General features: G+C 57.7%; 35 protein-coding genes and 1 tRNA gene. 24 read left to right on the forward strand and 12 right to left on the reverse strand.

Translation table 11 applies throughout. From position 1 onward, the window contains the following. The 5 genes from PSTU_RS0120050 to PSTU_RS0120070 form a co-directional block, all read right to left on the reverse strand. On the reverse strand, positions 1 to 447 hold a 447-nt coding region (locus PSTU_RS0120050; RefSeq protein WP_019342808.1), incomplete at its 3' end, for a flagellar hook capping FlgD N-terminal domain-containing protein. Between the two features lie 18 nt (positions 448 to 465). Then, a complete protein-coding gene (flgC, locus tag PSTU_RS0120055; protein ID WP_019342809.1) occupies positions 466 to 909 on the reverse strand; it encodes a flagellar basal body rod protein FlgC in 444 nt (147 codons plus the stop codon). A 14-nt stretch (positions 910 to 923) separates the two neighbouring features. Then, positions 924 to 1328, reverse strand: coding sequence for a flagellar basal body rod protein FlgB (gene flgB, locus PSTU_RS0120060; RefSeq protein WP_019342810.1), 405 nt, complete (start codon positions 1326 to 1328; stop codon positions 924 to 926). A gap of 202 nt (positions 1329 to 1530) precedes the next feature. Continuing rightward, entirely contained in the window at positions 1531 to 2355 is an 825-nt protein-coding gene (cheR, locus tag PSTU_RS0120065; RefSeq protein ID WP_019342811.1) for a protein-glutamate O-methyltransferase CheR, read from the reverse strand. A gap of 37 nt (positions 2356 to 2392) precedes the next feature. After that, the gene (locus PSTU_RS0120070; protein WP_019342812.1) at positions 2393 to 3325 is read right to left on the reverse strand and encodes a chemotaxis protein CheV; all 933 of its coding nucleotides are present in this window, start codon (positions 3323 to 3325) and stop codon (positions 2393 to 2395) included. Positions 3326 to 3478: 153 nt separating this feature from the next. On the opposite strand from PSTU_RS0120070, the gene flgA reads away from it, so the two are divergent. The 5 genes from flgA to PSTU_RS0120095 all read left to right on the forward strand — a co-directional run bounded on the left by flgA (position 3479) and on the right by PSTU_RS0120095 (position 8038). Further along, the gene (gene flgA / locus PSTU_RS0120075) at positions 3479 to 4231 is read left to right on the forward strand and encodes a flagellar basal body P-ring formation chaperone FlgA (RefSeq protein ID WP_019342813.1); all 753 of its coding nucleotides are present in this window, start codon (positions 3479 to 3481) and stop codon (positions 4229 to 4231) included. A 105-nt stretch (positions 4232 to 4336) separates the two neighbouring features. Continuing rightward, positions 4337 to 4666 carry a flagellar biosynthesis anti-sigma factor FlgM gene (flgM, locus tag PSTU_RS0120080; RefSeq protein WP_019342814.1) on the forward strand — a complete coding sequence of 110 codons (330 nt, stop codon included), beginning with the start codon at positions 4337 to 4339 and terminating at the stop codon, positions 4664 to 4666. Positions 4667 to 4709: 43 nt separating this feature from the next. Further along, the gene (locus tag PSTU_RS0120085) at positions 4710 to 5180 is read left to right on the forward strand and encodes a flagella synthesis protein FlgN (protein WP_019342815.1); all 471 of its coding nucleotides are present in this window, start codon (positions 4710 to 4712) and stop codon (positions 5178 to 5180) included. Between the two features lie 72 nt (positions 5181 to 5252). Further along, complete coding sequence (locus PSTU_RS0120090; RefSeq protein ID WP_019342816.1) at positions 5253 to 6002, forward strand: flagellar brake protein; 750 nt, start codon at positions 5253 to 5255, stop codon at positions 6000 to 6002. An 824-nt stretch (positions 6003 to 6826) separates the two neighbouring features. After that, a complete protein-coding gene (locus tag PSTU_RS0120095; RefSeq protein WP_019342817.1) occupies positions 6827 to 8038 on the forward strand; it encodes a site-specific integrase in 1212 nt (403 codons plus the stop codon). Here the strand turns inward: PSTU_RS0120095 and PSTU_RS0120100 are convergent. Continuing rightward, positions 8035 to 8508, reverse strand: a complete 474-nt coding sequence (locus PSTU_RS0120100; RefSeq protein WP_019342818.1) for a hypothetical protein — start codon at positions 8506 to 8508, stop codon at positions 8035 to 8037. The genes PSTU_RS0120095 and PSTU_RS0120100 overlap by 4 nt on opposite strands. Positions 8509 to 8769: 261 nt before the next feature. On the opposite strand from PSTU_RS0120100, the gene PSTU_RS0120105 reads away from it, so the two are divergent. The 16 genes from PSTU_RS0120105 to PSTU_RS0120175 all read left to right on the forward strand — a co-directional run bounded on the left by PSTU_RS0120105 (position 8770) and on the right by PSTU_RS0120175 (position 17250). After that, positions 8770 to 8970, forward strand: coding sequence for a helix-turn-helix domain-containing protein (locus tag PSTU_RS0120105; protein ID WP_019342819.1), 201 nt, complete (start codon positions 8770 to 8772; stop codon positions 8968 to 8970). Next, the gene (locus PSTU_RS0120110; protein WP_019342820.1) at positions 8967 to 9173 is read left to right on the forward strand and encodes a hypothetical protein; all 207 of its coding nucleotides are present in this window, start codon (positions 8967 to 8969) and stop codon (positions 9171 to 9173) included. The genes PSTU_RS0120105 and PSTU_RS0120110 overlap by 4 nt, the downstream gene beginning before the upstream one ends. Further along, positions 9170 to 9397: a hypothetical protein gene (locus PSTU_RS0120115; RefSeq protein ID WP_019342821.1), complete on the forward strand. Its 228-nt coding sequence runs from the start codon at positions 9170 to 9172 to the stop codon at positions 9395 to 9397. Before PSTU_RS0120110 ends, PSTU_RS0120115 begins: the two co-directional genes overlap by 4 nt. After that, positions 9394 to 9522, forward strand: coding sequence for a hypothetical protein (locus PSTU_RS22215; protein WP_019342822.1), 129 nt, complete (start codon positions 9394 to 9396; stop codon positions 9520 to 9522). Before PSTU_RS0120115 ends, PSTU_RS22215 begins: the two co-directional genes overlap by 4 nt. Continuing rightward, positions 9519 to 9722: a hypothetical protein gene (locus PSTU_RS0120125; protein WP_019342823.1), complete on the forward strand. Its 204-nt coding sequence runs from the start codon at positions 9519 to 9521 to the stop codon at positions 9720 to 9722. Before PSTU_RS22215 ends, PSTU_RS0120125 begins: the two co-directional genes overlap by 4 nt. Continuing rightward, positions 9719 to 9964: a hypothetical protein gene (locus PSTU_RS0120130; protein ID WP_019342824.1), complete on the forward strand. Its 246-nt coding sequence runs from the start codon at positions 9719 to 9721 to the stop codon at positions 9962 to 9964. The genes PSTU_RS0120125 and PSTU_RS0120130 overlap by 4 nt, the downstream gene beginning before the upstream one ends. 88 nt (positions 9965 to 10052) lie before the next feature. Beyond that, complete coding sequence (locus tag PSTU_RS21440; RefSeq protein ID WP_080571228.1) at positions 10053 to 10289, forward strand: helix-turn-helix domain-containing protein; 237 nt, start codon at positions 10053 to 10055, stop codon at positions 10287 to 10289. A gap of 54 nt (positions 10290 to 10343) precedes the next feature. After that, the gene (locus tag PSTU_RS0120135) at positions 10344 to 10742 is read left to right on the forward strand and encodes a MarR family transcriptional regulator (RefSeq protein ID WP_019342825.1); all 399 of its coding nucleotides are present in this window, start codon (positions 10344 to 10346) and stop codon (positions 10740 to 10742) included. A 685-nt stretch (positions 10743 to 11427) separates the two neighbouring features. Then, a complete protein-coding gene (locus PSTU_RS0120140) occupies positions 11428 to 12645 on the forward strand; it encodes a phage major capsid protein (RefSeq protein ID WP_019342826.1) in 1218 nt (405 codons plus the stop codon). Between the two features lie 3 nt (positions 12646 to 12648). Next, entirely contained in the window at positions 12649 to 13167 is a 519-nt protein-coding gene (locus tag PSTU_RS0120145; protein ID WP_019342827.1) for an HK97 family phage prohead protease, read from the forward strand. Next, entirely contained in the window at positions 13164 to 14339 is a 1176-nt protein-coding gene (locus tag PSTU_RS0120150; protein WP_019342828.1) for a phage portal protein, read from the forward strand. The genes PSTU_RS0120145 and PSTU_RS0120150 overlap by 4 nt, the downstream gene beginning before the upstream one ends. Continuing rightward, positions 14336 to 14698, forward strand: a complete 363-nt coding sequence (locus PSTU_RS21055) for an HNH endonuclease (protein WP_019342829.1) — start codon at positions 14336 to 14338, stop codon at positions 14696 to 14698. The genes PSTU_RS0120150 and PSTU_RS21055 overlap by 4 nt, the downstream gene beginning before the upstream one ends. Before the next feature lie 5 nt (positions 14699 to 14703). Continuing rightward, positions 14704 to 15165 carry a P27 family phage terminase small subunit gene (locus tag PSTU_RS0120160; RefSeq protein ID WP_019342830.1) on the forward strand — a complete coding sequence of 154 codons (462 nt, stop codon included), beginning with the start codon at positions 14704 to 14706 and terminating at the stop codon, positions 15163 to 15165. After that, positions 15162 to 16658 (forward strand): terminase large subunit, encoded by a 1497-nt coding sequence (locus PSTU_RS0120165; protein WP_019342831.1) that lies wholly within the window; start codon positions 15162 to 15164, stop codon positions 16656 to 16658. Before PSTU_RS0120160 ends, PSTU_RS0120165 begins: the two co-directional genes overlap by 4 nt. Further along, complete coding sequence (locus tag PSTU_RS0120170; protein WP_019342832.1) at positions 16655 to 16930, forward strand: head-tail connector protein; 276 nt, start codon at positions 16655 to 16657, stop codon at positions 16928 to 16930. The genes PSTU_RS0120165 and PSTU_RS0120170 overlap by 4 nt, the downstream gene beginning before the upstream one ends. Beyond that, positions 16930 to 17250, forward strand: a complete 321-nt coding sequence (locus tag PSTU_RS0120175; protein ID WP_019342833.1) for a phage head closure protein — start codon at positions 16930 to 16932, stop codon at positions 17248 to 17250. The genes PSTU_RS0120170 and PSTU_RS0120175 overlap by 1 nt, the downstream gene beginning before the upstream one ends. A gap of 248 nt (positions 17251 to 17498) precedes the next feature. Here the strand turns inward: PSTU_RS0120175 and PSTU_RS0120180 are convergent, their stop codons facing one another. Both PSTU_RS0120180 and PSTU_RS0120185 read right to left on the reverse strand, forming a co-directional pair. Next, positions 17499 to 17831, reverse strand: a complete 333-nt coding sequence (locus PSTU_RS0120180) for an HIRAN domain-containing protein (protein ID WP_019342834.1) — start codon at positions 17829 to 17831, stop codon at positions 17499 to 17501. A gap of 87 nt (positions 17832 to 17918) precedes the next feature. Then, positions 17919 to 17995, reverse strand: a tRNA-Arg gene (locus PSTU_RS0120185). 507 nt (positions 17996 to 18502) lie between these two features. Here PSTU_RS0120185 and PSTU_RS0120195 point away from each other — a divergent pair. Continuing rightward, the gene (locus PSTU_RS0120195) at positions 18503 to 18685 is read left to right on the forward strand and encodes a PA3371 family protein (protein ID WP_019342836.1); all 183 of its coding nucleotides are present in this window, start codon (positions 18503 to 18505) and stop codon (positions 18683 to 18685) included. Between the two features lie 215 nt (positions 18686 to 18900). Beyond that, on the forward strand, positions 18901 to 19227 hold the full coding sequence (locus tag PSTU_RS0120200; protein WP_019342837.1) for an Arc family DNA-binding protein: 327 nt from the start codon (positions 18901 to 18903) through the stop codon (positions 19225 to 19227). Positions 19228 to 19414: 187 nt separating this feature from the next. On the opposite strand, the gene PSTU_RS0120205 is transcribed toward PSTU_RS0120200, so the two are convergent. The 4 genes from PSTU_RS0120205 to mgtE form a co-directional block, all read right to left on the reverse strand. Continuing rightward, the gene (locus tag PSTU_RS0120205; protein WP_019342838.1) at positions 19415 to 20551 is read right to left on the reverse strand and encodes a sodium ion-translocating decarboxylase subunit beta; all 1137 of its coding nucleotides are present in this window, start codon (positions 20549 to 20551) and stop codon (positions 19415 to 19417) included. A 10-nt stretch (positions 20552 to 20561) separates the two neighbouring features. Further along, a complete protein-coding gene (gene oadA / locus PSTU_RS0120210) occupies positions 20562 to 22343 on the reverse strand; it encodes a sodium-extruding oxaloacetate decarboxylase subunit alpha (RefSeq protein WP_019342839.1) in 1782 nt (593 codons plus the stop codon). A gap of 22 nt (positions 22344 to 22365) precedes the next feature. Beyond that, positions 22366 to 22608: an OadG family protein gene (locus tag PSTU_RS0120215; protein ID WP_019342840.1), complete on the reverse strand. Its 243-nt coding sequence runs from the start codon at positions 22606 to 22608 to the stop codon at positions 22366 to 22368. A gap of 137 nt (positions 22609 to 22745) precedes the next feature. Beyond that, positions 22746 to 24194: a magnesium transporter gene (gene mgtE, locus PSTU_RS0120220; RefSeq protein ID WP_019342841.1), complete on the reverse strand. Its 1449-nt coding sequence runs from the start codon at positions 24192 to 24194 to the stop codon at positions 22746 to 22748. A 314-nt stretch (positions 24195 to 24508) separates the two neighbouring features. Between mgtE and PSTU_RS21445 the strand changes: the two genes are divergently transcribed. Next, positions 24509 to 24972: DUF4124 domain-containing protein (locus PSTU_RS21445; protein WP_080571229.1), on the forward strand; the 464-nt coding region annotated here is incomplete at its 3' end.

The raw sequence follows: 24972 nt of genomic DNA on the forward strand, positions 1-24972 counted from the left end.
AGCTTCCTGCTGATCCATATTGATCCGATTCACTACCGTACCGGCGCTGTCATAGACGTTAACCGCCACGTTGCTGCTGGTTGTCGGGAGCACGATGCTGGCCTTGAAGGTTTCACTGGTATCCACGACCGCTTTATCGGTCGGCACGATGACCTTGCGCCCAACCAGCGAAGAGGCTTGCAGCGCCTGAGATGACTGATACCCAGACAGCATGGTCTCCATACTCGAGTTCAGTTTCTCCACCCCTTCAACGGTGCTGAACTGCGCCAGCTGGGCAATGAACTCGCCGTTTTCCTGGGGCTCCAGCGGGTTCTGATTATTTAGCTGAGTGACCAATAGCTCTAGAAACTCATTCTTGCCAAGGTCGTTGCTCTTAACTTCGCGATCTTTGATCTGGTATTGGTCAAGTACCGAACCGGTACCGCTGACGCCGCCTGTCGTGCTCATGGCAATCTCTCGTTAGGGTTACTGGCCCAGGGTCAGAACTTTTTGCAGCATGGTCTTGGCCGTGTTCATCAACTCGGCATTGGTCTGGAACGAACGGCTGGCAGAAATCATGTCGGCCATTTCCTCGACGACATTGACGTTCGGGTAATACACGTAGCCTTCGGCGTTCGCCGCAGGATGGTTGGGCTCATAGCGAGCTTGCAGTTCGCTCTGATCTTCCACCACACCGAGCACCTGAACGCCGGCGCCTGCTTGGTCCTGTTCGGCGAATAACGACTCGTTCGGTGAGCCGTTTGCCTGTTGCAACATGGTTGCGAATACTGGATGACGTGCGCGGTAAGTCTGATCGACGCTGGACGAGACGGTTTCGGCATTAGCGATGTTGCTGGAAATGGTGTTCAGGCGAGTGCTCTGGGCACTCATGCCGCTGCCGGCGATGTTGAAGACGCTGCTGAGGGACATGATTTTCGCTCCTTTTATTCGCCGCGCAGGGCGCTCATCAGCCCCCGAAACTTGCTGTTGAGCAAGGTGAAGCTTGCTTGAAAGTCGATGGCATTTTCGGCGTAAGCCGCTTGTTCGACCTGAGCATCCACGGTGTTCTGATCGAGCGATGCATGTGCCGGGGTGCGGAAGCGCAAGCCGGGATCAGCGATCTCCATTCCTTGCGCGGCGATATGCTTGTTGCTGGTCACGGCCACGCCGAACCCGCCTTGATTCTTGCTGTTTTGCGCTGCAAGAACCGAGCTGAAATCCAGATCACGCGCTTTGTAGTTGGGGGTGTCAGCGTTGGCGATGTTGTTGGCAAGTACCTCGGCGCGCTGAGCGCGAAAACCGAGCGCCTTTTCATGGATGCCGAGTGCCTTGTCGAAATTGATGCTCATGATCTAGCCCTTCGCGGGATACAGGTCTGCTTAGCAAACCTCCAGCAAGGGTCATGCCATTTATGCAAACCGCTGATATATAAGCTTTTTTCAGCGAAGGAGATTGATCAGGCGTCAAAAGCGGCAAAGCCTGACCACGCTTTTTGCCGCTTATCCAGGCCATGGCGACAGATTCCTGCCGCCCCTTGTCACGGATTAAAGGCTACTTAGCCTTGTATATGATGCCTGGACTGCACTGCACCATCTGATAGAGCTCGGGTAGCCCATTCAGCGCTTCGGATGCACCCAGAAACAGGTATCCGCCCGGTTTCAATGTCGCGTGAATCCGCTTGAGGATGTCTTTCTTGACGTCGGCGGAAAAGTAAATCAGCACATTGCGGCAGAACACCACGTCGAATTTGCCAAGCACAGCATAGCTGTCGAGCAGGTTCTGTACGCGAAATTCGACGCGGCTGCGGATCGCGGGCTTGACCACCCAACGGCCGGGGGTCTTGACGTCGAAATACCGCTGCAACCGCTCACTGGACAACCCGCGAGCGATGGCGAGACTGTCATATTCAGCCGCCTTGGATGCCGCAAGCATGGCCCCTGACAATTCGGTGGCGACGATCTGGACGGCTGTCTTCGGCTGGCTAGGGCTGGTGCGTTCGAACTCGTCGATGCTCATCGACAACGAATAAGGCTCCTGCCCGGAGGAGCAGGCCGCTGACCAGATACGCAAGCGCTGACCCGGCGAGCCTTTCAAAAGCTCAGGCAGAACCCGACTCCGCAGCACCTCGAACGGATAGGTATCCCGAAACCATAGCGTTTCGTTAGTCGTCATCGCATCCACGACTTGCTCACGCAGGCCGCTGCGTGGCTGGGCTTGGATCTTCCTGACCAAATCGCCTAACGTTTTGAGCCCCTGCTGCTCCATCAGCTTGTTCAACCTGCTGGAAACCAAATACTGCTTGTTGTTACCCAGCAAGATGCCGCACGTCTTTTCGAGGAATATTCGGAACTGATCGAAATCCGGATCACCTGACACTAATTATGCCCACCCGTCATATTGCGAGGACGAAGCCTCATTTGTTATCCGTATTCCGGATCCGCTCTATCACTCGATTAGCTAGATCGTCTGCCTGAAACTTGGCGAGAAAATCATCCGCTCCGACCCGCTTGACCATGCTCTGGTTGAACACACCGGAAAGCGAAGTATGCAGCAGAATATGCATATCACGCATAGCCGGATCCTGGCGGACTTCGGTCGTCAGGGTGTAACCATCCATCTCCGGCATCTCGATATCGGAAATCATCATCACGAATTCGTCAGATGGCTTCTTGCCATCCGCTACCAGCTTTCTCAGATAGGTCAACGCCTGGCGCCCATCGTTGTGCGCAACGACCTCGATACCCAGATTCTGTAGACAACGCATGATCTGCTTTCGCGCAACAGACGAGTCATCGACAATCAGTACTCGACTGGTTGACGCTTTATTACTGGTTGCCTCGTCTGCAATGCTGACCGAGAGCGCTTCCGACACAGGCGCGACCTCCGCGAGTACTTTTTCAACGTCGATGATTTCCACCATCTGTTCGTCTACGTGAGTCACTGCCGTCAAATAGTGGTCGTGCCCCACACCTTTGGGCGGCGGTAGGATGTCTTCCCAATTCATGTTGACGATCCGCTCAACTGATCGGACCAGAAAACCGAGCACCTTAGTGTTGTACTCGACGATGATGGCAAAGCTATTCGGCAGATCCTGCAGCACCGGCTTCCCGGTGGCAGCTGAGAGATCGAGGATAGAAAGCGTACTACCCCGTATGTTCGCCACTCCCCTTACCACCGGGCTCGACCGGGGCATAACGGTGAGCCGAGGGCACTGAAGCACCTCTTTGACTTTGAAAACATTGATGCCATAGAGCTGCTTGCCGTCCAGCCTGAACAACAGCAGCTCCAAACGGTTCTGCCCCACCAGTTGGGTACGCTGGTTAACCGAATCCAATACACCGGCCATGCCAGTTTCCTCTTGCGTGTGAGATGAATGGACAGACATCTGTAGCGCAGACTATCTGGCGCTGACGTGACCTGCACAGGTAACACCGAGCTCTGCCTGCCTTGCGCCCTCAGCCTGTTTCGAGACGGCACGCGCCTTGCTTTAATCCAAGGTATGAGCAAGCAGACGACTTTTTTCCGGCATCCATGCAAGACGCTTCGCCAAGCGTTCCTGTTGGCGATTTTATGCGGGCTGAGCCAGCTGGCTGACTCAGCAAGCTACACGCGACCTGAACAGCTTATCGACGCGACCCGCGGTTTTCTTGAGAGAGAAGTAACCGACTATCTACAGCGTAGCCAAATCGAGGCGCGCCATGAAATCGAGTTGAACAGACTGGATCCGCGCCTTCGTCTGGCGGCCTGCAATCAAGCATTGACGACCAGACTCGAAAGCCCGGCACAGCCCGTTGGTCGCACCACCGTGCGGGTTAGCTGTGAAGGTAGCTCGCCTTGGTCCGTGTTCGTTCCCGCACAAGTCCATTTGTTCCGTGAAGTTATCGTGGCCCGACGGCCTTTGACGCGTGAAAGCGTCATACAGCTAGCCGATGTCACCCTTGCCGAACGCGACGTCAGCACGCTGACCCAGGGCTACTTGACGTCGTTTGACCAGGTGCTTGGCAACAAGATTACCCGCAGCGCGCTACCCGATCAGGTGTTACCTCCAACCTACCTATCCGCAGCTGAAATAGTTCGCAAAGGCGACCAGGTAGTAATCAGCGCGAAAAACTCTACGATAAATGTAAGAATGCCCGGTGAAGCGCTATCTGACGGCGCACTTGGCGCTCAGATCCGAGTCAAAAATCAACGATCCGGACGTACGATCAAAGCTCGCATCGTTGGTCCTGGGCACGTGGAAGTCGCAATGTGAAGCTGCGCACTGCTGCGCCAGCCGTCTGCATGAAAATAGGGCTAAAGTTTCACTTGGATTTGCCGAAAAGCAGGCAAGCGTCCTGACTTATTCGAGGTTTCGATCATGGTTATCGATTTCAACCGGCCTAATAACGCCGTCAATTCATCAAGCACTGGGCGTAGCAGCAACGTCCAGAGCGCTGAGCGATCAACAACTCAGCAAACACCCACGGACGAAGTGAAAAACATCGGCAACAATCCGGTATCGGGAGAGAGTGTTCAGCTGAGCCCGGAAGCACAGCGTCTTCAGCAGACCACTGAAAAACTGAACCAGCAGCCCGCTGTTGATCAGGAACGTGTTGCACAGATCAAACAGGCAATCGCCGATGGCAGCTATCAGGTAGACAGCCAGCGAGTAGCATCGAAGCTGCTAACGTTCGAAAGCCAACGCTAAGCCGGCACCAATGTGAGCAGGCGTAAGTGCAACAGAGGCCCCTATGCTAGATTCCGAACTTCTTCAGCAGCTGATTGACGATATCGGCACCGCCCAGACACTGCGCGAGCTCACCGACACAGAATATCTGGCGCTTGCCGAACGCAATCTCGGCCGACTGGAACAGCTGCTCACGCAAAAGCAGGCGCTGCTAGCGCTTTTGAGCCAACACGGCACTCTGCGCAGCCAGGCATTGGCCGCGGCACAGCTGAGCCCCGACCGGAACGGCTTGGCACAGTTTGCTGCAGGTTCGGAGATAGGCAACGAAATCCTTGCCCAAGCAGAACAGCTGGAACGCGTCCTCGGGGAGTGCCGCAAGGCCAATGAGCGAAACGGCAAGCTTATCCGCGCCAACCAGGGCGCCATAGGCACCATGCTGCAGGTATTACAAGGGACGACCCAAACCCCGGATTTGTATGATCGCCGTGGAACTGCCGCCAAGAGCACTCATCATCGCCCGCTCAGCCAGGCCTGAACCATACGCAGCCGAATAACATCATAGTGCTATCATGCGGCTGACGTCGTTACATGCCGGAGAGCAACGCAAGTGTCTAGTCTTTTCGCCGAGGGTGAAGGCCCTCAGCCTCCTCAGATACTCAAGACCCCAGTCGAGATTCAGGCGAATCTGCGACCATTACTAGATAACCATATTCCGCTACAACTCCGTTTTGCCGATCGTACTCAGCGGTATCAGACTTATCTGGTAGAGATAAACCGCGACAAGGGCTGGCTTGCGTTAGACGAGCTGATACCCAACGACGGTGAGCGGCTGATGGCGTCCGGAGAAGCTTTCCAGATTGAAGGTTTTCATGAGGGTGTGCGGATTGCCTGGAACAATCCACACCCAGTGCACCTTGGCGAACTGGACGATGCACGTTGCTACTGGGCCCCGCTACCCGATGAGATCCTCTATCACCAGCGGCGGAACGCCTATCGCGCCACGTTGAGCGGACAGTCCATCGCTGCCGCATTGGGCGGCAAGGCCGTCAAGAAGCCACTGGTTGGTAAATTGCTGGATATGTCAGCAACAGGCTGCAAGCTGAGTCTCCCCGGCAACTTGCAAACCAGCCTCCAGTCTGGGCAGGTTTATGATCAGCTCCGCCTGGAGCTACCTTTTGGCGTTGTGACAACCGCTGCCGAGCTCAGACACGTCGTGTTCGACGAAAAACTCGATCTTACGTTCTGCGGGATGCGCTTTTATCGCATCAGTGGTTTAACGCAACGGCACATCGAACGATTCGTCTATCAACTACAACGCGAAGCCCGACGCGACCAGGTCACCGACCGGTTTAGCTGATACAAAGCAGAGCCGATACCGATGTTGTCGCCTCTTATCGAATCCGCGGTCAGCCTCCTCACTGCCATGCAGATCAAGCAAAGCTAAACGCTCTACTCTCAGCCCATCAGCTTGCGGTTAACCTGACGGCGACCAAGGGATGGGAACTGGCGACGCGCAACGCCGATGCAGGCTGAATAGGGGGAACGCCCATACGGGCATTCGACTGCGCCTGGGATCCGAACAGCGAACACCAGGACCCATCTTCCAATGCAACCGTCCCGTAGCCGTCGAGACAGGACACTTACACAGCGCTTGCTGCATGGAAGCGAGCCGCAGCGCGGCCAGACCACCCCAAGCTTGAGCCCCCCCGCCGTTCGATAGGTATCGACGATACTTGAGCAGTCGGCTGACACAGAGATCGAGCCGCCTGCGGCAACTAAAGACGAGAGCCAAGATGCCGTTTTAGATACCTGTCAGCAGCGTAAGGCCTGCGGATCGCGGCCATGATGGGTCGCCGAACTTACGTGCAGCCACCAACGTTTCGTTAGGTCATAGCATGGACAGGAAGGGGCGATAGCTGGCTTTTAGTCAGACGGAATATGCCATCGAAGCAAATCAAGGCAGCGACCTATAGCAATTGCTATCCAGGCCAGATGGGATGAAGCGCACATATGGCGTCCCAGGCGAGGTTCGAACTCACAACCTTCCCCTTAGGAGGGTTAAACAGACCCCTTATGTATCAAGCACTTACCTTGTAAATCAGGCACTTAGCGTCCCATTGCATCCGGTAAATCAGCCCCGTATAGTCACTTTTGCACCCACCCTGCACCCATGGGAACACTGTGAGAGAGAAGCTAACGGCGCGTCGGCTGAACAGCCTGGAAGTCACCGGCAAGGAATACGAGGTTCACGATACTACCGTCCCCGGCCTGTTCGTGCGCGTTACTGCTGCCGGTGCGAAGTCGTATGTCGTCACTTGGGCGCGTGGTCGCAAAAAGACCTTGGGCCGTGTCGGCATCCTGACGCTCGCTCAGGCTCAGGAAGAAGCGCTGCAATACCTCAACGAAGCCCGCAAGCACGGCGAACCACTGGCCGTCTCTCAGGGCCGCAAGGGTGCCGGCCTCCCTACCCTGCGCCAGTTCATCGACGACCACTATATGCCGTGGTTCGAGGCGCACCACAAAGGCTACGACAAGACGCGGCATACCCTCGATAACTACTTCGAGCCGATCATGCTATCCCGCCTCGATGAGATCGCCGGCCGCGACTTGGAGCAGATCCGCACCGCCTGGCTGAACGCGGGCAACAAGCCGTCAACGGTCAATCGGAAGATGGGCAGTATCAGCGGCGTATTCAGCCGCGCCGTGGAATGGGACTACCTGCCCGCCTCGCCTCTCGACAGAATCAAGGCACTTAAGGTCGATTCAATCGGCCGCATCCGCTACCTGTCGAAAGAGGAAAATATAGCCCTTAGGGGAGCACTAGAAACGCGGGAGAAGATCGCCCGGGCACAGCGTGACAGTGCGAACGAATGGCGCACCAAGCGCAACCGGGAGCCTTTGCCGGACCTTCGCGCCCTGGCCTTTACAGATCATCTGAAGCCGATGGTGCTGCTATCGCTCAACACCGGCATGAGACGTGGCGAGGTGTTCAATCTGCGTTGGCAGGAAGTGAATCTGCAGGGCAAGACGCTAACCGTAGCCGGCGAAGGTGCGAAGACAAACGAGACGCGGCATATCCCGCTGAACGCCGAGGCACTGGCCACGCTGAAGGCTTGGAAAGAGCAAACGAGCGGAACGGGCTATGTTTTCCCTGGCGAGAAAGGCAAGCCCATGACTGACGTTAAAACAGCCTGGCTGGAGCTGCTGAAGAACGCCGGCATCGTGGGCTTCCGCTGGCACGATATGCGCCACGACTTCGCGTCACGGCTCGTTATGGCTGGCGTACCGCTGAACACGGTGCGCGATCTGCTGGGGCATACGGATATCAAGATGACGCTGCGCTATGCCCACCTTGCGCCGGATAGCAAGGCGGCGGCGGTTGAGCTGATTTAGCTGAATTTCCCGAAATCCGCCGGCTTTTCCACATCGAGACTACCGCCTTGGGCAAGCGAATCGACGAATAGAAACTCACTGTCTGCCTTCAAGGTATGGAAATGCTCGCGGCATTTTTCGACATCGAATCGCAGGCCGTCTTGCTTGTAAGCAGCAGAGAGCCCGTGCACGCCATCAAAGACATCGTCCTGCCCTAGGAACGATACGTCTCCGCCGTGCTGACCGTTGGGGCGGTACTTCGTAATACCCGAGTAAACCTCGTAAATGAAGCGTTCGGTATCTGACAGAAGCCTTGGCGCGATCAAACCAAGCCTCAACAGACGAATCACTTCATCGTCATGCCAAGCCAACTTAACGATGTGGTTAAGCGTGACCTTCCCATCCTCGTTGTAGGAGTCAACATATTCAGGGGCGTCGAACTCGGTACTTGCCATCAAGCGCATAAGCGCGCGCTCAATGACTTGCGTCATAGACCCTTTATAGATATTCGCGCAGCGCTCAAGCCCAAAGCGCACTGTAGGGCTTATGCGTAGGGATAGCGTCTGACTCCGATTTCTATTCGCTTGGCGAGCCAAGATAAAACTCCTTAGTAGGCACAACGTACAACATAAGGGCTAACCCATTATTGCGTCAATCCATGAATTACGCGTACGACGTGTATTGACACTTTACCGGACTGTCCAATAGGATTGCTTCACCTGGCCAATTTCCTCGCCAGGATGGAGAAGACCATGTCCCAACTCGCAACGCTGCAACCCCTCGCTGTCGGGCCTGAAGAAGCCGCCCGCGCATCTGGCACCACCCGTTCCGCCATCTATGAAGCTATCGCCCGAGGCGAGCTGGTTTCTTTCAAGGCAGGCAAGCGCCGCCTGATCCTGATCGAGGAACTGAAGGCCTGGCTGAACCGTATGGCGAAGGAGAACGCCCGATGAGCGCTGAACTGGAAGCCAAGGCCCGTCGAGTCGCAGCAAAGCACGGCTATTCGGCCATCAAATCCAGCAAGCGCACCCTGTCCGTCGATAACGGCGGCGGGTTCATGCTGGTGGAAACGGCAACAAACCGAATCGACGCTGGCGCACGCTTCGACCTGAGCGCTGCTGAAGTCATCGAGTATTTCATGGAGGACGCGCAATGAGCCTCGACCATCTGCTACGCCCGTTCCAACTGCGCAGGCTGATCGTGGATCTGGAGAACGACACTGTTCTGATTGACGCCGCGACGGACGTTGGCTCGGTGCAAATCGACCTGCACGAACTGCACGCCAATGGCGCGACCGATCTGCTAAGCCAGTGCTTCGATGCTGGCGACAAGAACCTGATCGACCGCTTCGCCTCGGCAACACTGAGGGACTTCCAATGACTATCAGACTGCTGGACGCGGCCGGCCTTGTGCTGGGCCTGCTAACCCTACCGGCATCGGTCACGTTGATTGACTTGGAGTCGCTGAAGAAGCTGGGCGCGGCCCGTGCGGAGGTGGCGAGATGAATAACATCACCAGCATAAAAGCGCACCGGGAGCGCGAAGCAATGAGGGCGATCATCGGTTATGCAGCGGAGCTGGACGCCATCCTTGCCGGTACTGTGCTGCCTGCTATGCGCAACGTAAACCACCCGCTTGCCGGCCGGCTTCACAGCTTGCGCCAGGAAATCAGGTTGCAGGCGATGGTTGTAGGGGGTGCGTTATGAGCCGCATCACCGACCGCCAAGCCTTCGACGTGATCCAGCGCCAGACCGAGATGCTTTCCAATGCCGGCAAAGGGCTGGAAGGGATAGGCCGCTTACTTGGCGCTGACGAGAATGACCACCAGCTGACCGACGACGACCGCGACCGCCTCGCCTATGCCATCGCCGCGCTGGGCTCTATGGTCTACGCCGCTGCAAACGAAGCATGGGGCTACGCCGCGCCAGACCGGGAGCAATGGATATGAGAAGGGAAGTGAAGAAGAAACCCAAAGCGGGGTTGCACCCCCGCCAAGGGCAAAGCACATCGGACACAACCAACGTGAGGACTCAATAATGCCAGCACACTCAGCCAGCGAACAAGACCGGCGTCTTCTAGAAGCACTGAGAATTCATCCAGTAACCACCATCGAAGCGGCCAACGATCTGGATATAGTTCATCCGCCGAGCGTAGTCCGACGCCTGCGTAAACGCGGCTTCGATATCCGTACAGAGTGGACTTATCAGCCGACCGACGCCGGGCGCCCGCCCCATCGCGTAGGCCAGTACGTCCTGATGTCCGAAGTGGCCTAGTGGCCTTCCTGCCGGTGGGGCGCCCTGCCCTGCCGGCCTCTGTATGGATTCTGTATGGCCAAGAAAAAGCCCAAGGTGAGTTGGGGGCCAATGGGCGCGCTATCGCTTCCCAAAGCCCTGATGGCTCAAACAGACTTTCGCGAACTGTCGCCGTCCGCGCTGAAGGTACTGATGGTGCTCGGCTACCAATTCAATGGCCGCAACAACGGTGACCTGGCCGCCACGCATACGATGATGGATGCTTGGGGCGGTATGGCGAAGGCAACGCTTGCTGGCGCTCTGCGGGAGCTACAAGACCGAAACCTCATCGTGCGCACCAGGCAGCACAACCGCAGCCGTGACGGGGCCAAGCCGACGCTGTATGCCTTCACCTGGGAACCGATTGATGAATGCAGCGGAAAGGATCTGGAGGTGCCTCCGTCAACCGTTCCGAGTCGGAAGCTGGCGGTATGAATTCGATTTATTCTAGTCCAGAATTTGAACTCACCTAGTTCAAAAATTGAACCGCTCTTTTCCTGTTCCGTCCGGTTGTTTTTCCACTACGCATTAGTGGTTCAAAAAATGAACTGTAATCGGCCTTTTTCGGGGTTTTGTAGGTTCAAAAATTGAACACCCTTATACATATACCACCCACTACATGGAATTTAGGCCGGTGCTTGAGCTGCTGGCATTGAGTTCCGGCCGACCCGGTAGCCTCCGAGCGTGGCAAGAACGCCAGTCTGGAGTAATTCCGCCACGCTGGAACAAGTCCCGATTCTCGGACAGGGCGTCAGCTACAACACACTGTGTCAGTTCTGACACTTCGAGACAGACCATACGATCCGAGTCGGACCAAAACCCAACAGAAACCGGCTGGGTTTTTCTGGGTTTCGCCTAGGTAGTGCTTTGCCCGGTGCACGTCTGGTGCAAACACGGTTGTTTAACGTTGGCTCAACGTTAGCGCAACGACCGTTCAACGTCCGCTCAACACCTGTTGCGATAACCGTTCGTCGGATTCCATACCCTGCCACTCGTACCCTCAAACAAGACCAAACCAGACAGGACAAAGCCCCCTTCTACTGCACTGTAACCCACTGTTTTGACTGGTAATAATGCCCTATGGTGGCATCTGATAAACCACCAAAACAGGTATCACTGCATGAAGATTTCCGCCCTACGCGAGCAGCGCTCCGCCAAGGTCGCCGCCATGAAAACCCTGGTAGACACTGCCGCCGATGCTGGCCGGGATCTGTCTGCCGACGAAACCAAATCCTTTGAATCCATGAAGGCCGAAGAACGCGCCCTGGCTGGCCAGATCGAGCGTGCCGAGTACCTGGGCGAAGTCGAACGCCGCGCCGCTGGCACTCCGGTATCGGGCGCACCGTCTGCCGACTTTGATCGCTTGGCCGGTTCCGTGAGCGTGACCAAGGTCATCCGCGCTCAGATGGAAGGCCGCAGCCTGGACGGTGCCGAGCTGGAATATGCCCGCGAAGCTGAACACCGCAGCGGCCGCAAAGCCGAGGGCGCTTTCGTACCGTTCGCCTCGCTGGAGAAGCGCGCCAACACCACCGCGACCGCTCCCGAACTGGTAGGCACTGACCACCGCGCTCAGGACTACATTGGCCCGCTGCGTGAAGCCCTGCTGGCTCGCTCGCTGGGCATCCGCACCCTGACCGGCCTGCGTGGCAACGTGGCAATTCCGAAGTTCGGAAGCGGTCTGGAAACCGGCTGGGTCACTGAAGGTCAGGCAGTGCCAGAAAGCCAGATGAGCTTCGACCAGGTGACGCTGACGCCGAAACACGTTGGTGGCAAAACCGAGATGAGCCGCCAGCTTATCCAGCAGTCCAGCCCGGCTATCGAACAGCTTGTTCGTGAAGACCTGGCAGCCCTGATCGCCCGCCAGATCGACCGCGCCATCATCAACGGTTCCGGTACTGGTGGCGAGCCGCTGGGAATCTTGAACACCGCCGGCATCCAGACCGTTACTGGCCTGCCTGACACCTGGGCCGAAGTGCTGGCGATGCTGCAACTGCTCGATGACGTGGAGATCGCGAACGGTCGCTGGCTGACCACCGCCGCCATCCGCACCGCAATGGCTGCTGCTGAGAAGGTCACTGGATCGGGTAGCGGCTTCCTGTTCGACAACGGCCTGATGGCTGGCCTGGGTCTGGCGACCAGCAAGAGCGTGCCGGCCGATACGCTGATCCTGGGCGACTTCTCGCAAGTCATGCTGGGCGTCTGGAGCGAGGTGGACATTCTGGTGAACCCATACGCCGAGCCAGCCTACAGCCGAGGCGGCATTCAGGTGCGTGCGATGGCCACCGTCGATACCGCTGTACGCCACCCTGAAGGCTTCGTTGTAGCGACTGGAGCCTAAGCAATGGAGCGGCGAGCAAGCAATGGGCTGAAGCCTGACGGACGCAAGCTGACCGGCTATGCCGCTCGGTTCAACGTGGAAACTGACCTGGGCGAGTTCGTCGAGGTCATCCGCCCCGGTGCCTTCACCCGCACGCTTGCCGCCGCATCTGCTGGAAACATTCGGGCGGTCTATGAGCACGATGGCAAATCGCTCCTAGGCCGCTTGGGTTCCGGCACCCTGCGACTAACCCAAGATTCTGAGGGGCTGGCCTTCGAGCTGGACCTTCCCGACACCACCCTAGGCCGCGACCTGGCCGAACTGGTGAAGCGTGGCGACGTTGCCGGCTGTTCGTTTGGCTTCCTTCCGGTGCAAGACGCCTGGAGCGAAGGCGCGAAGCCTGTTCGAGAATTGCGCGATGTTGACCTGTTCGAGGTGACTATCACCGCCAATCCCGCCTATGACGCAACCAGCGTTCAAGTTCGCAGCAAATTGCCGCGTTCGGTACGCCTCGCCCGCCTTTACCTGGAGGCTTGCCAGTGAGATTCCCGCGCCTGTTCAAACGCAGCAGCCCCGAGCCGACCACCCCGGCCTATGACACCTATTACGACCGCATTAGCGGCTTCCCCGGCGTGGCTGGCGTAGACGTGAACACCACGACCGCCGAGAGTGTTTCAACCGTCTATGGGTGCGTGAGCGCAATTTCCGAGACGGTGGGCAGCCTGCCGCTGGACGTGTATCGCCGCACCGAAGAAGGACGCGAGAAGGCCCGCAGCCACCCGCTGTACCGTTTGTTGCACGACACCCCGAACAACTACCAGACCGCGATGGAGTTTCGCGAGCAGATGCAGCGTCACGTCCTGCTGCGTGGCAATGCCTTTGCAGAAATCGTGTGGAACCCGAACGGCTCGGTTAAAGCTCTGCTGCCGATGCACCCCGATAGCGTCACGGTGCTGACCACCCATGACGGAAAGCTGCTGTACGAAACCACCGACCGCCTGGGCCGAGTGCGCCGCCTGCTGGCCGATGAGGTATTGCATTTGCGATATCACAGTGACGACGGAATTCTCGGACGTTCGCCCATTCAGGTAGCCCGCGACACTATCGGCCTTGCCCTGGCCGAGCGTACCCACGGCGCCAAGATGTTCGAGCAAGGCACCAAGCTATCGGGCGTCATCGAGACACCACCTGGCACAACCCGCGAGCAGGCCGGGCAGATCCGCGAGTCCTGGGCTACTGGCCAAGCCGGTGTCGGCAACCACGGCAAGACCGCCGTACTGCCTCAAGGCGCGACGTTCAAGACTGTGAGCATGACGCTGGAGGATGCCGAGTGGATCGCAGCAAGACAGCTATCGGTGGAAGAGGTCTGCCGCCTGTTCCGCGTACCGCCAACGATGGTCGGTGATCTTCGTCACGGCAACTACAGCAACACCGTCGAGCTGTCCCGGATGTTCATCACTCACACCCTGCGCCGCCACCTTGTCATGTGGGAGCAAGCCATCAACCGCGCTTGCATCAACAACCCGACCTTCTTCGTCGAGCACAACGTGGAAGCTTTACTGCGCGGCGATTCACTTGCCCGAGCCAGCTTCTACCAGCGCGGCATCGAGGATGGATGGATGCTCAAGTCTGAGGTCCGCCGCATCGAGAACCTGCCAGCCATCGAGGGGCTGGACGATCAAGTTAACGAGCAGGTTAACGAGGTTAACGCATGAAGAAGCGTCGGACGTTAAGTCTTAACAGCACCGCCTGGAAGAACCTTCGCGCTCAGGTACTGGCAGAGGAACCGCTCTGCCGTATGTGCAAGGCGCGTGGTCTGGTAGTGCCTGCCACTGACGTGGATCACATCGAGGACAGCCGCGAGGACTACTCGGACGACAACAGCCGAGAGAATTTGCAGAGCCTGTGCCATGACTGCCACTCGCTCAAGACAGCAGCGTCGATGGACAAGAGCGTTTACCTGGGCTGCGACGTGAACGGCATCCCGCTTGATCCGGCGCATCCGTGGAACCGCGAAAAATCACCAGCAACCGCAGAAGGGAAGACCGCCCCCTCCCTGCTTTTTTATTGCTAATCGCCATGAAAACGACACCACGCCGCCCCCGCTCAGACAGCGCCAAAGCAGCCGTAGCAGCCGCTCAGGCCGTTGCGCTTGGCCCACTGCCGCCTCCGGCCTTTGTGCGCGTGAGCAAGCAGGCGAAGCCGTTCTGGGATGCCATCGTCACCGCTCGCCCGCGTGATACCTGGACCGATGCTGACCTGATCCTGGCCGGCAACCTTGCCCGCGCCTATGCAGACATCGAGACACTGCAACGGCAGATAGATACCGAGGGTTTCATCCTGGACGGCAAGGCCCATCCGGCGATCGCCATCCTCGAAAACATGAGCCGCCGCGCCCTGGCAACTGGCCGACAGCTCAAGGTCGATACCATCACCACCGTGGGCAAGTCCGAGACGCTACCCAAGGCCGCAGCCCTGGAGCGTGATGCTCGCCACCGGCTAGATGACGACCTGATCCCGACCATGGCGACGATGCAATGACCCGCGCCGCCAAGATCATCCAGTTCATCGAGAAGTATTGCGTCGTGCCGGAAGGTGCGGATGTGGGCAAGCCGATGGTACTGGCTGAGTTTCAAAAACAGTTCATCCGCGACGTGTACGACAACCCAGCCGGAACCCGGCGCGCGATCTTGTCAGTAGCGAGGAAGTGCGGAAAATCCGGTTTGATCGCCGGCCTGATTCTGGCGCACCTGATCGGACCCGAGGCCAAGCAGAACAGCCAGCTAGTGTCCGGTGCGATGAGCCGCGACCAGGCGTCGTTGGTGTTCGCCCTGGCATCGAAGATGGTCATGCAGTCGCCGGCACTGTCGAAGATCGTCCGCATCGTGCCATCGGGTAAGCGCCTGCTGGGACTGCCGCTGAATACCGAGTTTCGTGCCCTGGCCGCTGACGGCAAGACGGCACACGGCCTTTCTCCGGTGCTCGCCATCCTCGACGAGATAGGCCAGATCCGAGGGCCGCAGTCTGACTTCGTGGATGCAATCACCACGTCACAAGGTGCCCACGCTGCGCCGCTGCTGATCGCCATCAGTACCCAAGCGGCAAACGATCAGGATCTGCTTTCGCAGTGGCTGGACGACGCCAAGCAGTCGAAAGATCCGAGGATCGTCTGCCACCTGTACACCGCCCCGAAAGGCTGCGATCTGTTGGATGAGGAAGCGTGGAAAGCGGCCAACCCGGCGCTGGGCCTGTTCCGCTCCGAGGACGATCTACGCGAGCAGATGCAACAGGCCGCCCGTATGCCGAGCATGAGCAACACCGCCCGCAACCTGCTGCTGAATCAGCGTGTGAGTCTCGACAGCCCGTTCGTATCGCCTGACGTGTGGATGGCCTGCGACGCTGAGCCGGAACCCTTCGACGGGCCTGTCTATGCCGGCTTGGACCTGTCCGCCCGAACCGACCTTACCGCGCTTGTGCTGGTCGGCAAGGCCGGGAACGTCTGGCAGGTTCGCCCGTACTTCTGGACGCCTGAACAGGGCTTGTTCGACCGCGCCAAGAAAGACCGCGCCCCGTATGACCAGTGGGCCGCAGAAGGCTATCTGCGAACCACCCCTGGCGCATCGGTTGATTATGAATATGTGGCCGCTGAGATGGCCGAGATCCTGTCTGACGTGGACATCCAAGCCGTGGCGTTCGACCGCTGGCGTATGGACGTTTTCAAGAAGGAGCTGGACCGGCTGGGCCTCGATCTGCCGCTCGTGCCGTTTGGCCAAGGTTTCAAGGATATGTCTCCGGCTTTGGATGCACTGGAAGCCGAGCTGCTGAACGGCCGCATCGCCCACGGCAACCAACCCGTTTTGACCATGTGCGCGAGCAATGCCGTAGCCACCAAAGACCCAGCCGGAAACCGCAAGCTGGACAAGTCACGCCGAACAGGCCGCATCGACGGCCTGCAAGCCCTAGCAATGGCGATGGGGGCCGCACAAGCCGCCGCCGCTCCGTTTGAGATTGATACCGAGGTGTTCTTCGTATGATTACCGTGGCCGAAGCCAAGCAACACCTGCGCGTGATGCACGCCCTGGAAGACGGATTGATCCAGCTTTACCTGGACGCCGCCCTTGGCCATGTTGCTGAGTACCTGGGCGACGATATGCCCGATCCGCTGCCGGAACCTATTCAAGCCGCTGTCCTGCTGCTGACCGGCGACCTGTACATCAACCGGGAACGGCAAACCGACCGCATTCTGTACGAGAGCACTGCATATACGCTGCTGCTGGCTCCGTATCGCACGATGGCGGTGCTGTGATGAATACCGGACGCCGTAGACACCCCGTCGAGATTCAGAAGTACAGCAGCACGCAAAATCCGCAGACCGGGGAAATGGTTCAGGGCTGGGCAACGATCGGCACCGAATGGGCGAGCATTGAGGGCGTGAACGGGCGCGAGTTCCTGGCCGCTGCTGCCGAGCAATCGACCACCACCACGCGAGTGACCATCGCCTATCGCGACGACCTGACCACGACGCACCGCTTCGCCTACCACGGCAAAAAATATGACATTGAGGCGCTGCTGCCGAACAACAACATGACCGAGCTGGTTTGTATGTGCCAAGTCGGTTTGATCTAGGTTTAACCGTAGCCTGGACGGCCTTCGGGATAACCAGGACGAGGATAAGACGGGAAGTGCCTCGCTCGATTAAAACCCCGTCATGCTGTGCGGCCAGCCCTCCTTATGCAGAAACATTAGGCCGGTGACAGCTAACCGGACCCCGCGTTAGGGGACCACTACTGGCCAGAGTGAGTCTGGACCAGGCCCGACCAGAGTGAGTCTGGATCGGGGGAACGCCCGTCATGCTTTGCGCTGGCGGGCTTTTCCTACCAGTCAGTTAAGATTGTCAGCGTCACCCGTGGATGGTCTCGATCTAGGTAGACCGATTTGACTGAGGCAGAAATGATCCTGCCACCTTCATCGATTTTTCGGCTGAAAAACTCTGCGCGATCACGCTTGATGTAGCCGATGTGTACTTCGGACTTAAGGAAAAGCGTAAACCAAGCCCTGGCGGAGACATAAACAGCGATAGCGTTTTTGTCGTATGAGTTGGTCGGCTCAGGCACCAGCTTTACAGTCATGCCTTTCTTCACTGCTAGCCGAATACGGCCAGCACGCCCCTCGAAGCCAGTTCCGGCAACAATTGCGCTGTATTCCATCTGATCATTCCATTGATGGCTGCACCCACATTGCACCCATGGGCGGGCGTGAGAGTAGGTGAAAAAGGCTGGCGGGTGCGGCGCGTATGGCGTCCCAGGCGAGGTTCGAACTCACAACCTTCCCCTTAGGAGGGGGATGCTCTATCCAATTGAGCTACTGGGACGTGCGGGCGGCAGCATGTTAGCGAGCATTGGCGCGTTTGTCATGCCCGCGCCGCTCTATACGGCTACCTCGCATAACGGCAGGTCGCTACGGGCACGCACCGCCTTGCATTTTGCATGACTGAGATACGAACAATCTTGCAAAGCGCATTGACTACATTCACAACATCTTTTTAAGCATCTGATTATTAAGGTATTTTTTTACAAAAACCATTGGCACGGGAGGTGCTTAATTACCTGAAAATTAAGCGATGGAGACGCCGATGCTACGCCCAGCCCACCTACTCAGCACTGCCGTACTGGCGGCTGTTGCGATTCCGCTGCTTGAAACCGTACCAGAGACGGATCATATGCAGCCTGCATCCAAAGCATCCCAGGCGGCCCCTACAAGGCTCTCCGTGCCAGCGAGCACGATTAGCAGCGGCGCGCAAAGCATGCCTACGCAGGTGAAGCGCTGGGTCTTTTAACGACTTGCATTGCTTCGTGAAAGTTCTACAAGGAGATTAAAAATGTCTATTTATGGATATCTATTTCTTGCGCTCGGCATGTTTTGCGGTGCCATGAGGGCCAGCTCCACCTTTTCGGGGTTCTGGGATACGCTTGTCATGGGCGGCACGGTGGTGTTCGCTGTGCTGTTCACTATTACGCTGCTACTGGGGCGCCGAATCAAGTTCGACCCGGTGCTTCGCTAGCTACGCATCACACCACCGAGATCAGTGCTGGATCACAATAAAGGCTCTTGGCCACCATAGCGCCTTTACTCTTAGAAATGTCGCCGTATAATTGGCGCCATTATGTTGTCCAGCATCTTTTTCGCAGGTCGTGGAACAGCAGGTGCTGTTTGGTGTCAGACCGGTGACTAGAACGGCAATAAGCCACCATCGCCCACCTAACTAACCGGTTTAATATGCGCCCAATGAAGCAGGCAGTTTACTCCAGCCGCACGGCTGACAAATTCGTGGTTCGCCTACCAGACGGAATGCGAGAGCGTATCGCAGAGGTTGCGCGGAACCATCATCGCAGTATGAATTCCGAGATTATTGCCCGCCTGGAGCAAAGCCTTCTTCAGGAAGGTGCGCTTGATGACGATTCCGCAATGCGGCTAGACAGCCCTGAACTGACACTGCATGAGCGCGAACTGCTGCAGCGTTTTCGCCAGTTGGCCCATCGTCAGCAAAACGCACTGATTGCACTTATCGCGCAGGATGCCGAAGCCGCAAAAGAAGAAGACTGATCGCCTCGGTGTTGGCGATTAGCGCAAACTGCCCTGACAGCTCTCAGAGCAAGTGCATTTGGTGAGCTTGCGTCACTAGCCACCGTGGCGACATGCTGGATCTATCCGTAACATGAAACGAACGATGCCTGCACCTTAATTAGCGCAGGCATCTTTTTTTGCCCCATACTGCACGTCAGCTTAAGCGCTAGCCCACAAAGCTAAGCAGAACCCCCGCAGCAACAGCCGAGCCAATAACGCCTGCCACGTTGGGCCCCATGGCGTGCATAAGCAGGAAGTTTTGCGGATTCGCCTCCAGCCCGATTTTGTTCGACACTCTCGCCGCCATCGGCACTGCCGACACACCGGCCGATCCGATCAGCGGGTTGATCTTGTTTGTGCTGAACATGTTCATGAACTTCGCCATCAGTACGCCCGCCGCCGTACCGCCACAGAAGGCAACCATGCCAAGCAGCAGGATCCCAAGGGTCTTCATCTGCAGGAAGGCTTCGGAGGACAGTTTGGAGCCGACAGTCAGTCCCAAGGCGATGGTCACGATGTTGATGAGCGCGTTACGTGAGGTGTCGGCCAGACGATCCACGACGCCGCACTCCCGCAACAGGTTACCAAAGGCGAACATGCCTACCAGCGGTGCAGCATCCGGCAGTAGCAAACCTACCATCAAAGCAAGCATGAGCGGAAAGACGATCTTTTCTGCCTGACCGACATGGCGCAGTTGCGTCATCACAATGGCGCGCTCTTCCTTGGTCGTCAGTGCCCGCATGATCGGAGGCTGAATCAACGGAACCAGCGCCATGTAAGAATAAGCCGCGACAGCAATCGGCCCCAACAGATGCGGCGCGAGCTTTGCCGTAACGAAGATCGAGGTGGGACCGTCCGCGCCTCCGATAATCGCAATCGACGCAGCCTCACGCAGGGTGAACTCCATTCCTGGAATGCCCATTGCCGCCAGAGACAATGCGCCAAGCAAGGTGGCAAAAATACCGAACTGCGCCGCCGCGCCGAGCAGCAGCGTCTTTGGGTTAGCTAGCATTGGCCCGAAGTCGGTCATCGCACCGACACCCATGAAGATCAACAGCGGGAACACGCTGGTCGGCAGTCCGACTTCGTAGAACAGATGGAGGATGCCGGCGCCCTCAGCCATGTTGGCAACGGGAATGTTAGCCAGCAGGCCACCAAACCCGATCGGGATCAGCAGCAAGGGTTCGAACCCCTTGCGAATCGCCAGATAGATCAACCCCAGGCAAACCACGATCATCAGCAGCTGACCAGGTTCAATGTGATAGAGACCGGTGCTGTGCCACAGCTTGAGCAACTTATCCATGCAGCGCTCCTTATGCGATCGTCAGCAGGCTATCGCCCACCGACACCGCGTCGCCGACCTTGACGTTCACACCTGAAACGGTGCCGGCTTTGAATGCACGGATTTCAGTCTCCATCTTCATGGCTTCGAGGATGATCACCAGATCCCCTTCCTGAACCAACTGACCGGGCTGCACGAGCACTTTAAAGATGTTGCCGGCTAGCGGAGCCGGTTGAGGCTCGCCTGCACCCGCGGCTGGCACAGAAGCGGTTGTCGGCAGGACACCCGAACCCACGTCAACAGACTTGAGCCCCTCGATATCACCACCTTCATTGACCTGAACAACGAAGGTCTTGCCGTTGACTTCCACGGTGTAGACCTCGGGTACGCTCAACTCACGCGCCGCCTGTTCCTTGCCGGTCGGCATCGGCTCGAAAGCAGAGGCGTTGCCCCGGTTTTCAAGAAACTTGAGGCCTATCTGAGGAAACAATGCATAAGTGAGGACGTCATCAATCTCGTTCGAAGCAAGCTTGATGCCTTTCTCCTGGGCCAGTCCTTTCAGCTCCGCCGTCAGCTTTTCCATTTCCGGCTGTAGAAGATCAGCAGGGCGGCAGGTGATCACGTCAGCACCATCAAGAACGCGCTGCTGCAGTTCAGCATTGAAAGGGGCCGGTGCGGCGCCGTATTCACCTTTGAGGATGCCAGCGGTTTCCTTGGTGATGGACTTGAAACGCTCACCGGTGAGCACGTTGATGACTGCCTGGGTGCCGACGATCTGAGAAGTCGGCGTTACCAACGGAATGAACCCGAGATCCTCCCGGACACGGGGAATCTCAGCGAGCACCTCATCGAACTTGTCGAGCGCACCCTGCTCCTTCAACTGACCTTCCATGTTAGTCAGCATGCCACCCGGCACCTGAGCTACGAGAATGCGCGAATCGACCCCCCTGAGCGTGCCTTCGAATTTTGCATACTTCTTGCGCACCTCCCGGAAGTACGCGGCGATCTCCTCCAGCAGCAATAGATCGAGCCCAGTGTCACGCTCCGTGCCCTGGAAAATTGCCACTACTGACTCGGTCGGGGAATGACCATAGGTCATAGAAAGCGAAGAAATAGCGGTATCGACGTTGTCGATACCCGCCTCGACAGCCTTGAGAATGGCTGCCGTAGACAGGCCCGCCGTGGCGTGACACTGCATGTGGATCGGAATGGACAGGCTTGCCTTCAACCGCGAAACCAGCTCATAAGCCATATACGGCGTGAGGATGCCCGCCATGTCCTTGATTGCCACCGAGTCGGCGCCCATATCCTCGATCTGCTTGGCCAGGTCGACCCACATCTCCAGGGTATGCACCGGGCTGGTGGTGTAGGAAATGGTGCCTTGAGCATGCTTGTCCTGCAGCTTGACCGCACGCAGAGCGGTTTCCAAATTGCGCGGATCGTTCATTGCATCGAATACGCGAAACACATCGACGCCATTAACCGCCGCACGCTCGACAAACTTTTCAACCACATCATCGGCGTAATGCCGATAGCCCAGCAGGTTCTGGCCGCGCAGCAGCATTTGCTGCCGGGTGTTGGGCATGGCTTTCTTCAACTCGCGGATGCGCTCCCATGGATCCTCGCCAAGATAACGAATACAGGCATCGAAGGTTGCTCCTCCCCAGGACTCGACGGACCAGAAGCCAACCTGATCGAGCTTGCCAGCAATCGGCAGCATGTCTTCAAGGCGAACACGAGTGGCCAGAATGGATTGATGCGCATCACGAAGCACCACATCGGTAATGCCGAGCGGCTGTTTGACAGATGTCATGAAGGGAACTCCCTGTTCTGAATCAACCACGACGAGCGCGGTGCTGATGGATAGCGGTCTGGATTGCCGTAAGGAGATCGGCATCCACTTCAGCCACAGCGGGCTTGCTGGAAGCCAACTGAGCGGTGGGCACACTGTCGAAGCGGCCGATCACAACAGACATCAGGCGAATGCAGACAATCAACAAAACGAGAAAGACAAAGACGGAACCTAAGCCGAACAGCATAAGTTCGACGCCTTCTAGGAGGAGCTCGCTGGGGGTCATCGGGATTCCCTTTCTATCAGCGGCTCGAGCCGCCTGTTATTCGCTTCGAGTTAGAGCGTTCGCTAGTGCGAAACCTCAGAACAGTAGCCTGAACAACAGGCGCAAGGCAAACGCCAAGTCGACGCAGGCGGAGCGGATCAGAGCAGAAAAATCGTTGCAAGCCCGAGAAATATGAAGAAACCGCCGCTGTCGGTTACGGCAGTAATCATGACGCTGGCACCCAGCGCCGGGTCTCGACCCATACGAGCCAAAGTCACCGGGATCAGCACGCCCATCAACGCCGCGAGTAACAGATTGAGGGTCATAGCTGCGGTCATCACGACGCCCAACGACCAGCTACCGTATAGCCAGTAGACCACGACGCCAATAACGCCACCCCATATCAAGCCATTCAGCATCCCAACGCCAGCTTCCTTGCGTAGCAAGCGAGCGCTGTTACCGGTTCCCATCTGATCCAGCGCCATGGCTCGAACAATCATGGTGATAGTCTGATTGCCTGAATTGCCGCCGATGCCAGCGACTATCGGCATCAGCGCAGCCAATGCAACCAGCTTCTCAATCGACCCATCGAACAGACCGATAACACGCGACGCAATAAACGCCGTGATCAGATTGACTGCGAGCCAGGCCCAACGGTTGCGCAGCGACTTCCATACTGAGGCGAAGATATCTTCTTCCTCGCGCAGACCCGCCATGTTGAGCACTTCGCTTTCGCTTTCCTCACGGATCAGGTCGACCATCTCGTCAATGGTCAGGCGGCCGATGAGCTTGCCGCTCTTGTCCACAACCGGCGTCGAAACCAGGTCGTAGCGCTCGAACGCCTGGGCCGCCTCGTACGCATCCTCGTCCGGATGGAATGTCACCGGATCACTGGCCATCACCTCGGCCACATGCCGCTCCGGGTCATTGACCAGCAATCGCTTGATCGGCAGAACCCCCTTGAGCACGCCGTCGTAATCGACAACGAACAACTTGTCGGTATGGCCAGGCAGTTCTTTCAGCCGCCGCAGGTACCGCAGCACGACTTCGAGACTCACGTCCTCGCGGATCGTGACCATCTCAAAGTCCATCAGTGCGCCAACCTGATCCTCTTCGTAGGAAAGCGCCGATCGGACACGCTCACGCTGTTGCGCATCGAGCGTTTCCATCAGTTCGTGAACAACGTCTCGCGGCAATTCGGCTGCCAGGTCAGCCAGCTCATCGGCATCCATTTCTTTGGCGGCAGCCAGGAGCTCATGATCGTCCATGTCGGCGATCAGCGTCTCACGGACCGCATCGGACACCTCGAGCAGAATGTCACCGTCCCGATCGGACTTGACCAGTTGCCAGACTGTCAGGCGATCGTCGAGCGGCAGGGCTTCGAGGATGTGGGCGATGTCCGCCGGGTGCAGGGCCTCCAGCTTACGTTGGAGTTCAACGAGATTCTGGCGATGGACCAGGTTGTCTACAAGATCCTGGTGCTGCCCTTCCTGGCTCTGGCGATGCGCCAGATCCTCGACGATTCTGTGGCGATGGAGCAGCTCGACGACTTGCGCCAGACGATCCTGGAGACTTTCCTGCGGCTTTTTTGCTTCTACTTCAGTCATGGCGCACTCCACCCCCAGCGGTCGGAGCGCGCCAGGGGATCAATCATTCAAAACGTGATTGGCAAGCGAAGGTTTTATACGACTACTGGGCAAATCCATGAGCGGGATCCAGGAGCCCGAAGGGCGGACCGCGTAATAATACCACCGCAACCACCATGCACGACCGCGAAATACAGGCAATACAATCGCTTGCGGGTAGCCAAAGAGGGATCCCACGCTATCAATGTGGACGCATTCACGTTGCGAGAAGGCACCGCTGCGAACCAAGAAGTATTTGGCTAGGCTGATTCGCCCCATCGTCAAGGAGGACGACCATGAACAAACTGATCGCTGCAAGCTGCTGCGCCCTGCTCCTCTCGGCCGCCCCGACATTCGCCGCGAGCATCTATCGCTGCAGCGATGCAGCAGGCAACCTCACTTTTACCAGACAAGGGTGTCCGATCGATCAGACCGCACGACTTCAGGAAGCGGTGAACGCGACACCCAGCTCCGGAAAAGCCGTACCTCTGGCCAAATCGTCAAAACGTAAGACGCCAAAGCGGCAGCCTGCCCGGAGCCTTACCGTTGTAGGCGCACAGGATGATGGATGCGGAAACCGAATAACCGGGAGCGCGAGGCGGGATGCCCTGATTAAACAGCAGGTCCGCCCAGGCATGACCCGTGACGACATCGAAAGCACATTCGGCAAGCCGGACACGGTCACCAGCCGCAATGGCCGAGCACAGTACCGCTACAGCAACGATAAGGGCAGGACGCGGACCATCAGCTTCGACGAGCA

Origin of the sequence: Stutzerimonas stutzeri SDM-LAC (assembly GCF_000235745.1) — a bacterium.
Lineage (GTDB): Bacteria > Pseudomonadota > Gammaproteobacteria > Pseudomonadales > Pseudomonadaceae > Stutzerimonas > Stutzerimonas stutzeri_H.

What these genes read in the sequence shown, in the direction of transcription:
- flgC (WP_019342809.1), bottom strand. Translation starts at nt 909, where the DNA reads ATGTCCCTCAGCAGCGTCTTCAACATCGCCGGCAGCGGCATGAGTGCC.
- flgB (WP_019342810.1), bottom strand. Translation starts at nt 1,328, where the DNA reads ATGAGCATCAATTTCGACAAGGCACTCGGCATCCATGAAAAGGCGCTC.
- PSTU_RS0120070 (WP_019342812.1), bottom strand. Translation starts at nt 3,325, where the DNA reads ATGGCCGGTGTATTGGATTCGGTTAACCAGCGTACCCAACTGGTGGGG.
- flgA (WP_019342813.1), top strand. Translation starts at nt 3,479, where the DNA reads ATGAGCAAGCAGACGACTTTTTTCCGGCATCCATGCAAGACGCTTCGC.
- flgM (WP_019342814.1), top strand. Translation starts at nt 4,337, where the DNA reads ATGGTTATCGATTTCAACCGGCCTAATAACGCCGTCAATTCATCAAGC.
- PSTU_RS0120085 (WP_019342815.1), top strand. Translation starts at nt 4,710, where the DNA reads ATGCTAGATTCCGAACTTCTTCAGCAGCTGATTGACGATATCGGCACC.
- PSTU_RS0120100 (WP_019342818.1), bottom strand. Translation starts at nt 8,508, where the DNA reads ATGACGCAAGTCATTGAGCGCGCGCTTATGCGCTTGATGGCAAGTACC.
- PSTU_RS0120105 (WP_019342819.1), top strand. Translation starts at nt 8,770, where the DNA reads ATGTCCCAACTCGCAACGCTGCAACCCCTCGCTGTCGGGCCTGAAGAA.
- PSTU_RS0120110 (WP_019342820.1), top strand. Translation starts at nt 8,967, where the DNA reads ATGAGCGCTGAACTGGAAGCCAAGGCCCGTCGAGTCGCAGCAAAGCAC.
- PSTU_RS0120115 (WP_019342821.1), top strand. Translation starts at nt 9,170, where the DNA reads ATGAGCCTCGACCATCTGCTACGCCCGTTCCAACTGCGCAGGCTGATC.
- PSTU_RS22215 (WP_019342822.1), top strand. Translation starts at nt 9,394, where the DNA reads ATGACTATCAGACTGCTGGACGCGGCCGGCCTTGTGCTGGGCCTGCTA.
- PSTU_RS0120125 (WP_019342823.1), top strand. Translation starts at nt 9,519, where the DNA reads ATGAATAACATCACCAGCATAAAAGCGCACCGGGAGCGCGAAGCAATG.
- PSTU_RS0120130 (WP_019342824.1), top strand. Translation starts at nt 9,719, where the DNA reads ATGAGCCGCATCACCGACCGCCAAGCCTTCGACGTGATCCAGCGCCAG.
- PSTU_RS21440 (WP_080571228.1), top strand. Translation starts at nt 10,053, where the DNA reads ATGCCAGCACACTCAGCCAGCGAACAAGACCGGCGTCTTCTAGAAGCA.
- PSTU_RS0120135 (WP_019342825.1), top strand. Translation starts at nt 10,344, where the DNA reads ATGGCCAAGAAAAAGCCCAAGGTGAGTTGGGGGCCAATGGGCGCGCTA.
- PSTU_RS0120140 (WP_019342826.1), top strand. Translation starts at nt 11,428, where the DNA reads ATGAAGATTTCCGCCCTACGCGAGCAGCGCTCCGCCAAGGTCGCCGCC.
- PSTU_RS0120145 (WP_019342827.1), top strand. Translation starts at nt 12,649, where the DNA reads ATGGAGCGGCGAGCAAGCAATGGGCTGAAGCCTGACGGACGCAAGCTG.
- PSTU_RS21055 (WP_019342829.1), top strand. Translation starts at nt 14,336, where the DNA reads ATGAAGAAGCGTCGGACGTTAAGTCTTAACAGCACCGCCTGGAAGAAC.
- PSTU_RS0120160 (WP_019342830.1), top strand. Translation starts at nt 14,704, where the DNA reads ATGAAAACGACACCACGCCGCCCCCGCTCAGACAGCGCCAAAGCAGCC.
- PSTU_RS0120165 (WP_019342831.1), top strand. Translation starts at nt 15,162, where the DNA reads ATGACCCGCGCCGCCAAGATCATCCAGTTCATCGAGAAGTATTGCGTC.
- PSTU_RS0120170 (WP_019342832.1), top strand. Translation starts at nt 16,655, where the DNA reads ATGATTACCGTGGCCGAAGCCAAGCAACACCTGCGCGTGATGCACGCC.
- PSTU_RS0120175 (WP_019342833.1), top strand. Translation starts at nt 16,930, where the DNA reads ATGAATACCGGACGCCGTAGACACCCCGTCGAGATTCAGAAGTACAGC.
- PSTU_RS0120180 (WP_019342834.1), bottom strand. Translation starts at nt 17,831, where the DNA reads ATGGAATACAGCGCAATTGTTGCCGGAACTGGCTTCGAGGGGCGTGCT.
- PSTU_RS0120195 (WP_019342836.1), top strand. Translation starts at nt 18,503, where the DNA reads ATGTCTATTTATGGATATCTATTTCTTGCGCTCGGCATGTTTTGCGGT.
- PSTU_RS0120200 (WP_019342837.1), top strand. Translation starts at nt 18,901, where the DNA reads ATGCGCCCAATGAAGCAGGCAGTTTACTCCAGCCGCACGGCTGACAAA.
- PSTU_RS0120205 (WP_019342838.1), bottom strand. Translation starts at nt 20,551, where the DNA reads ATGGATAAGTTGCTCAAGCTGTGGCACAGCACCGGTCTCTATCACATT.
- oadA (WP_019342839.1), bottom strand. Translation starts at nt 22,343, where the DNA reads ATGACATCTGTCAAACAGCCGCTCGGCATTACCGATGTGGTGCTTCGT.
- PSTU_RS0120215 (WP_019342840.1), bottom strand. Translation starts at nt 22,608, where the DNA reads ATGACCCCCAGCGAGCTCCTCCTAGAAGGCGTCGAACTTATGCTGTTC.
- mgtE (WP_019342841.1), bottom strand. Translation starts at nt 24,194, where the DNA reads ATGACTGAAGTAGAAGCAAAAAAGCCGCAGGAAAGTCTCCAGGATCGT.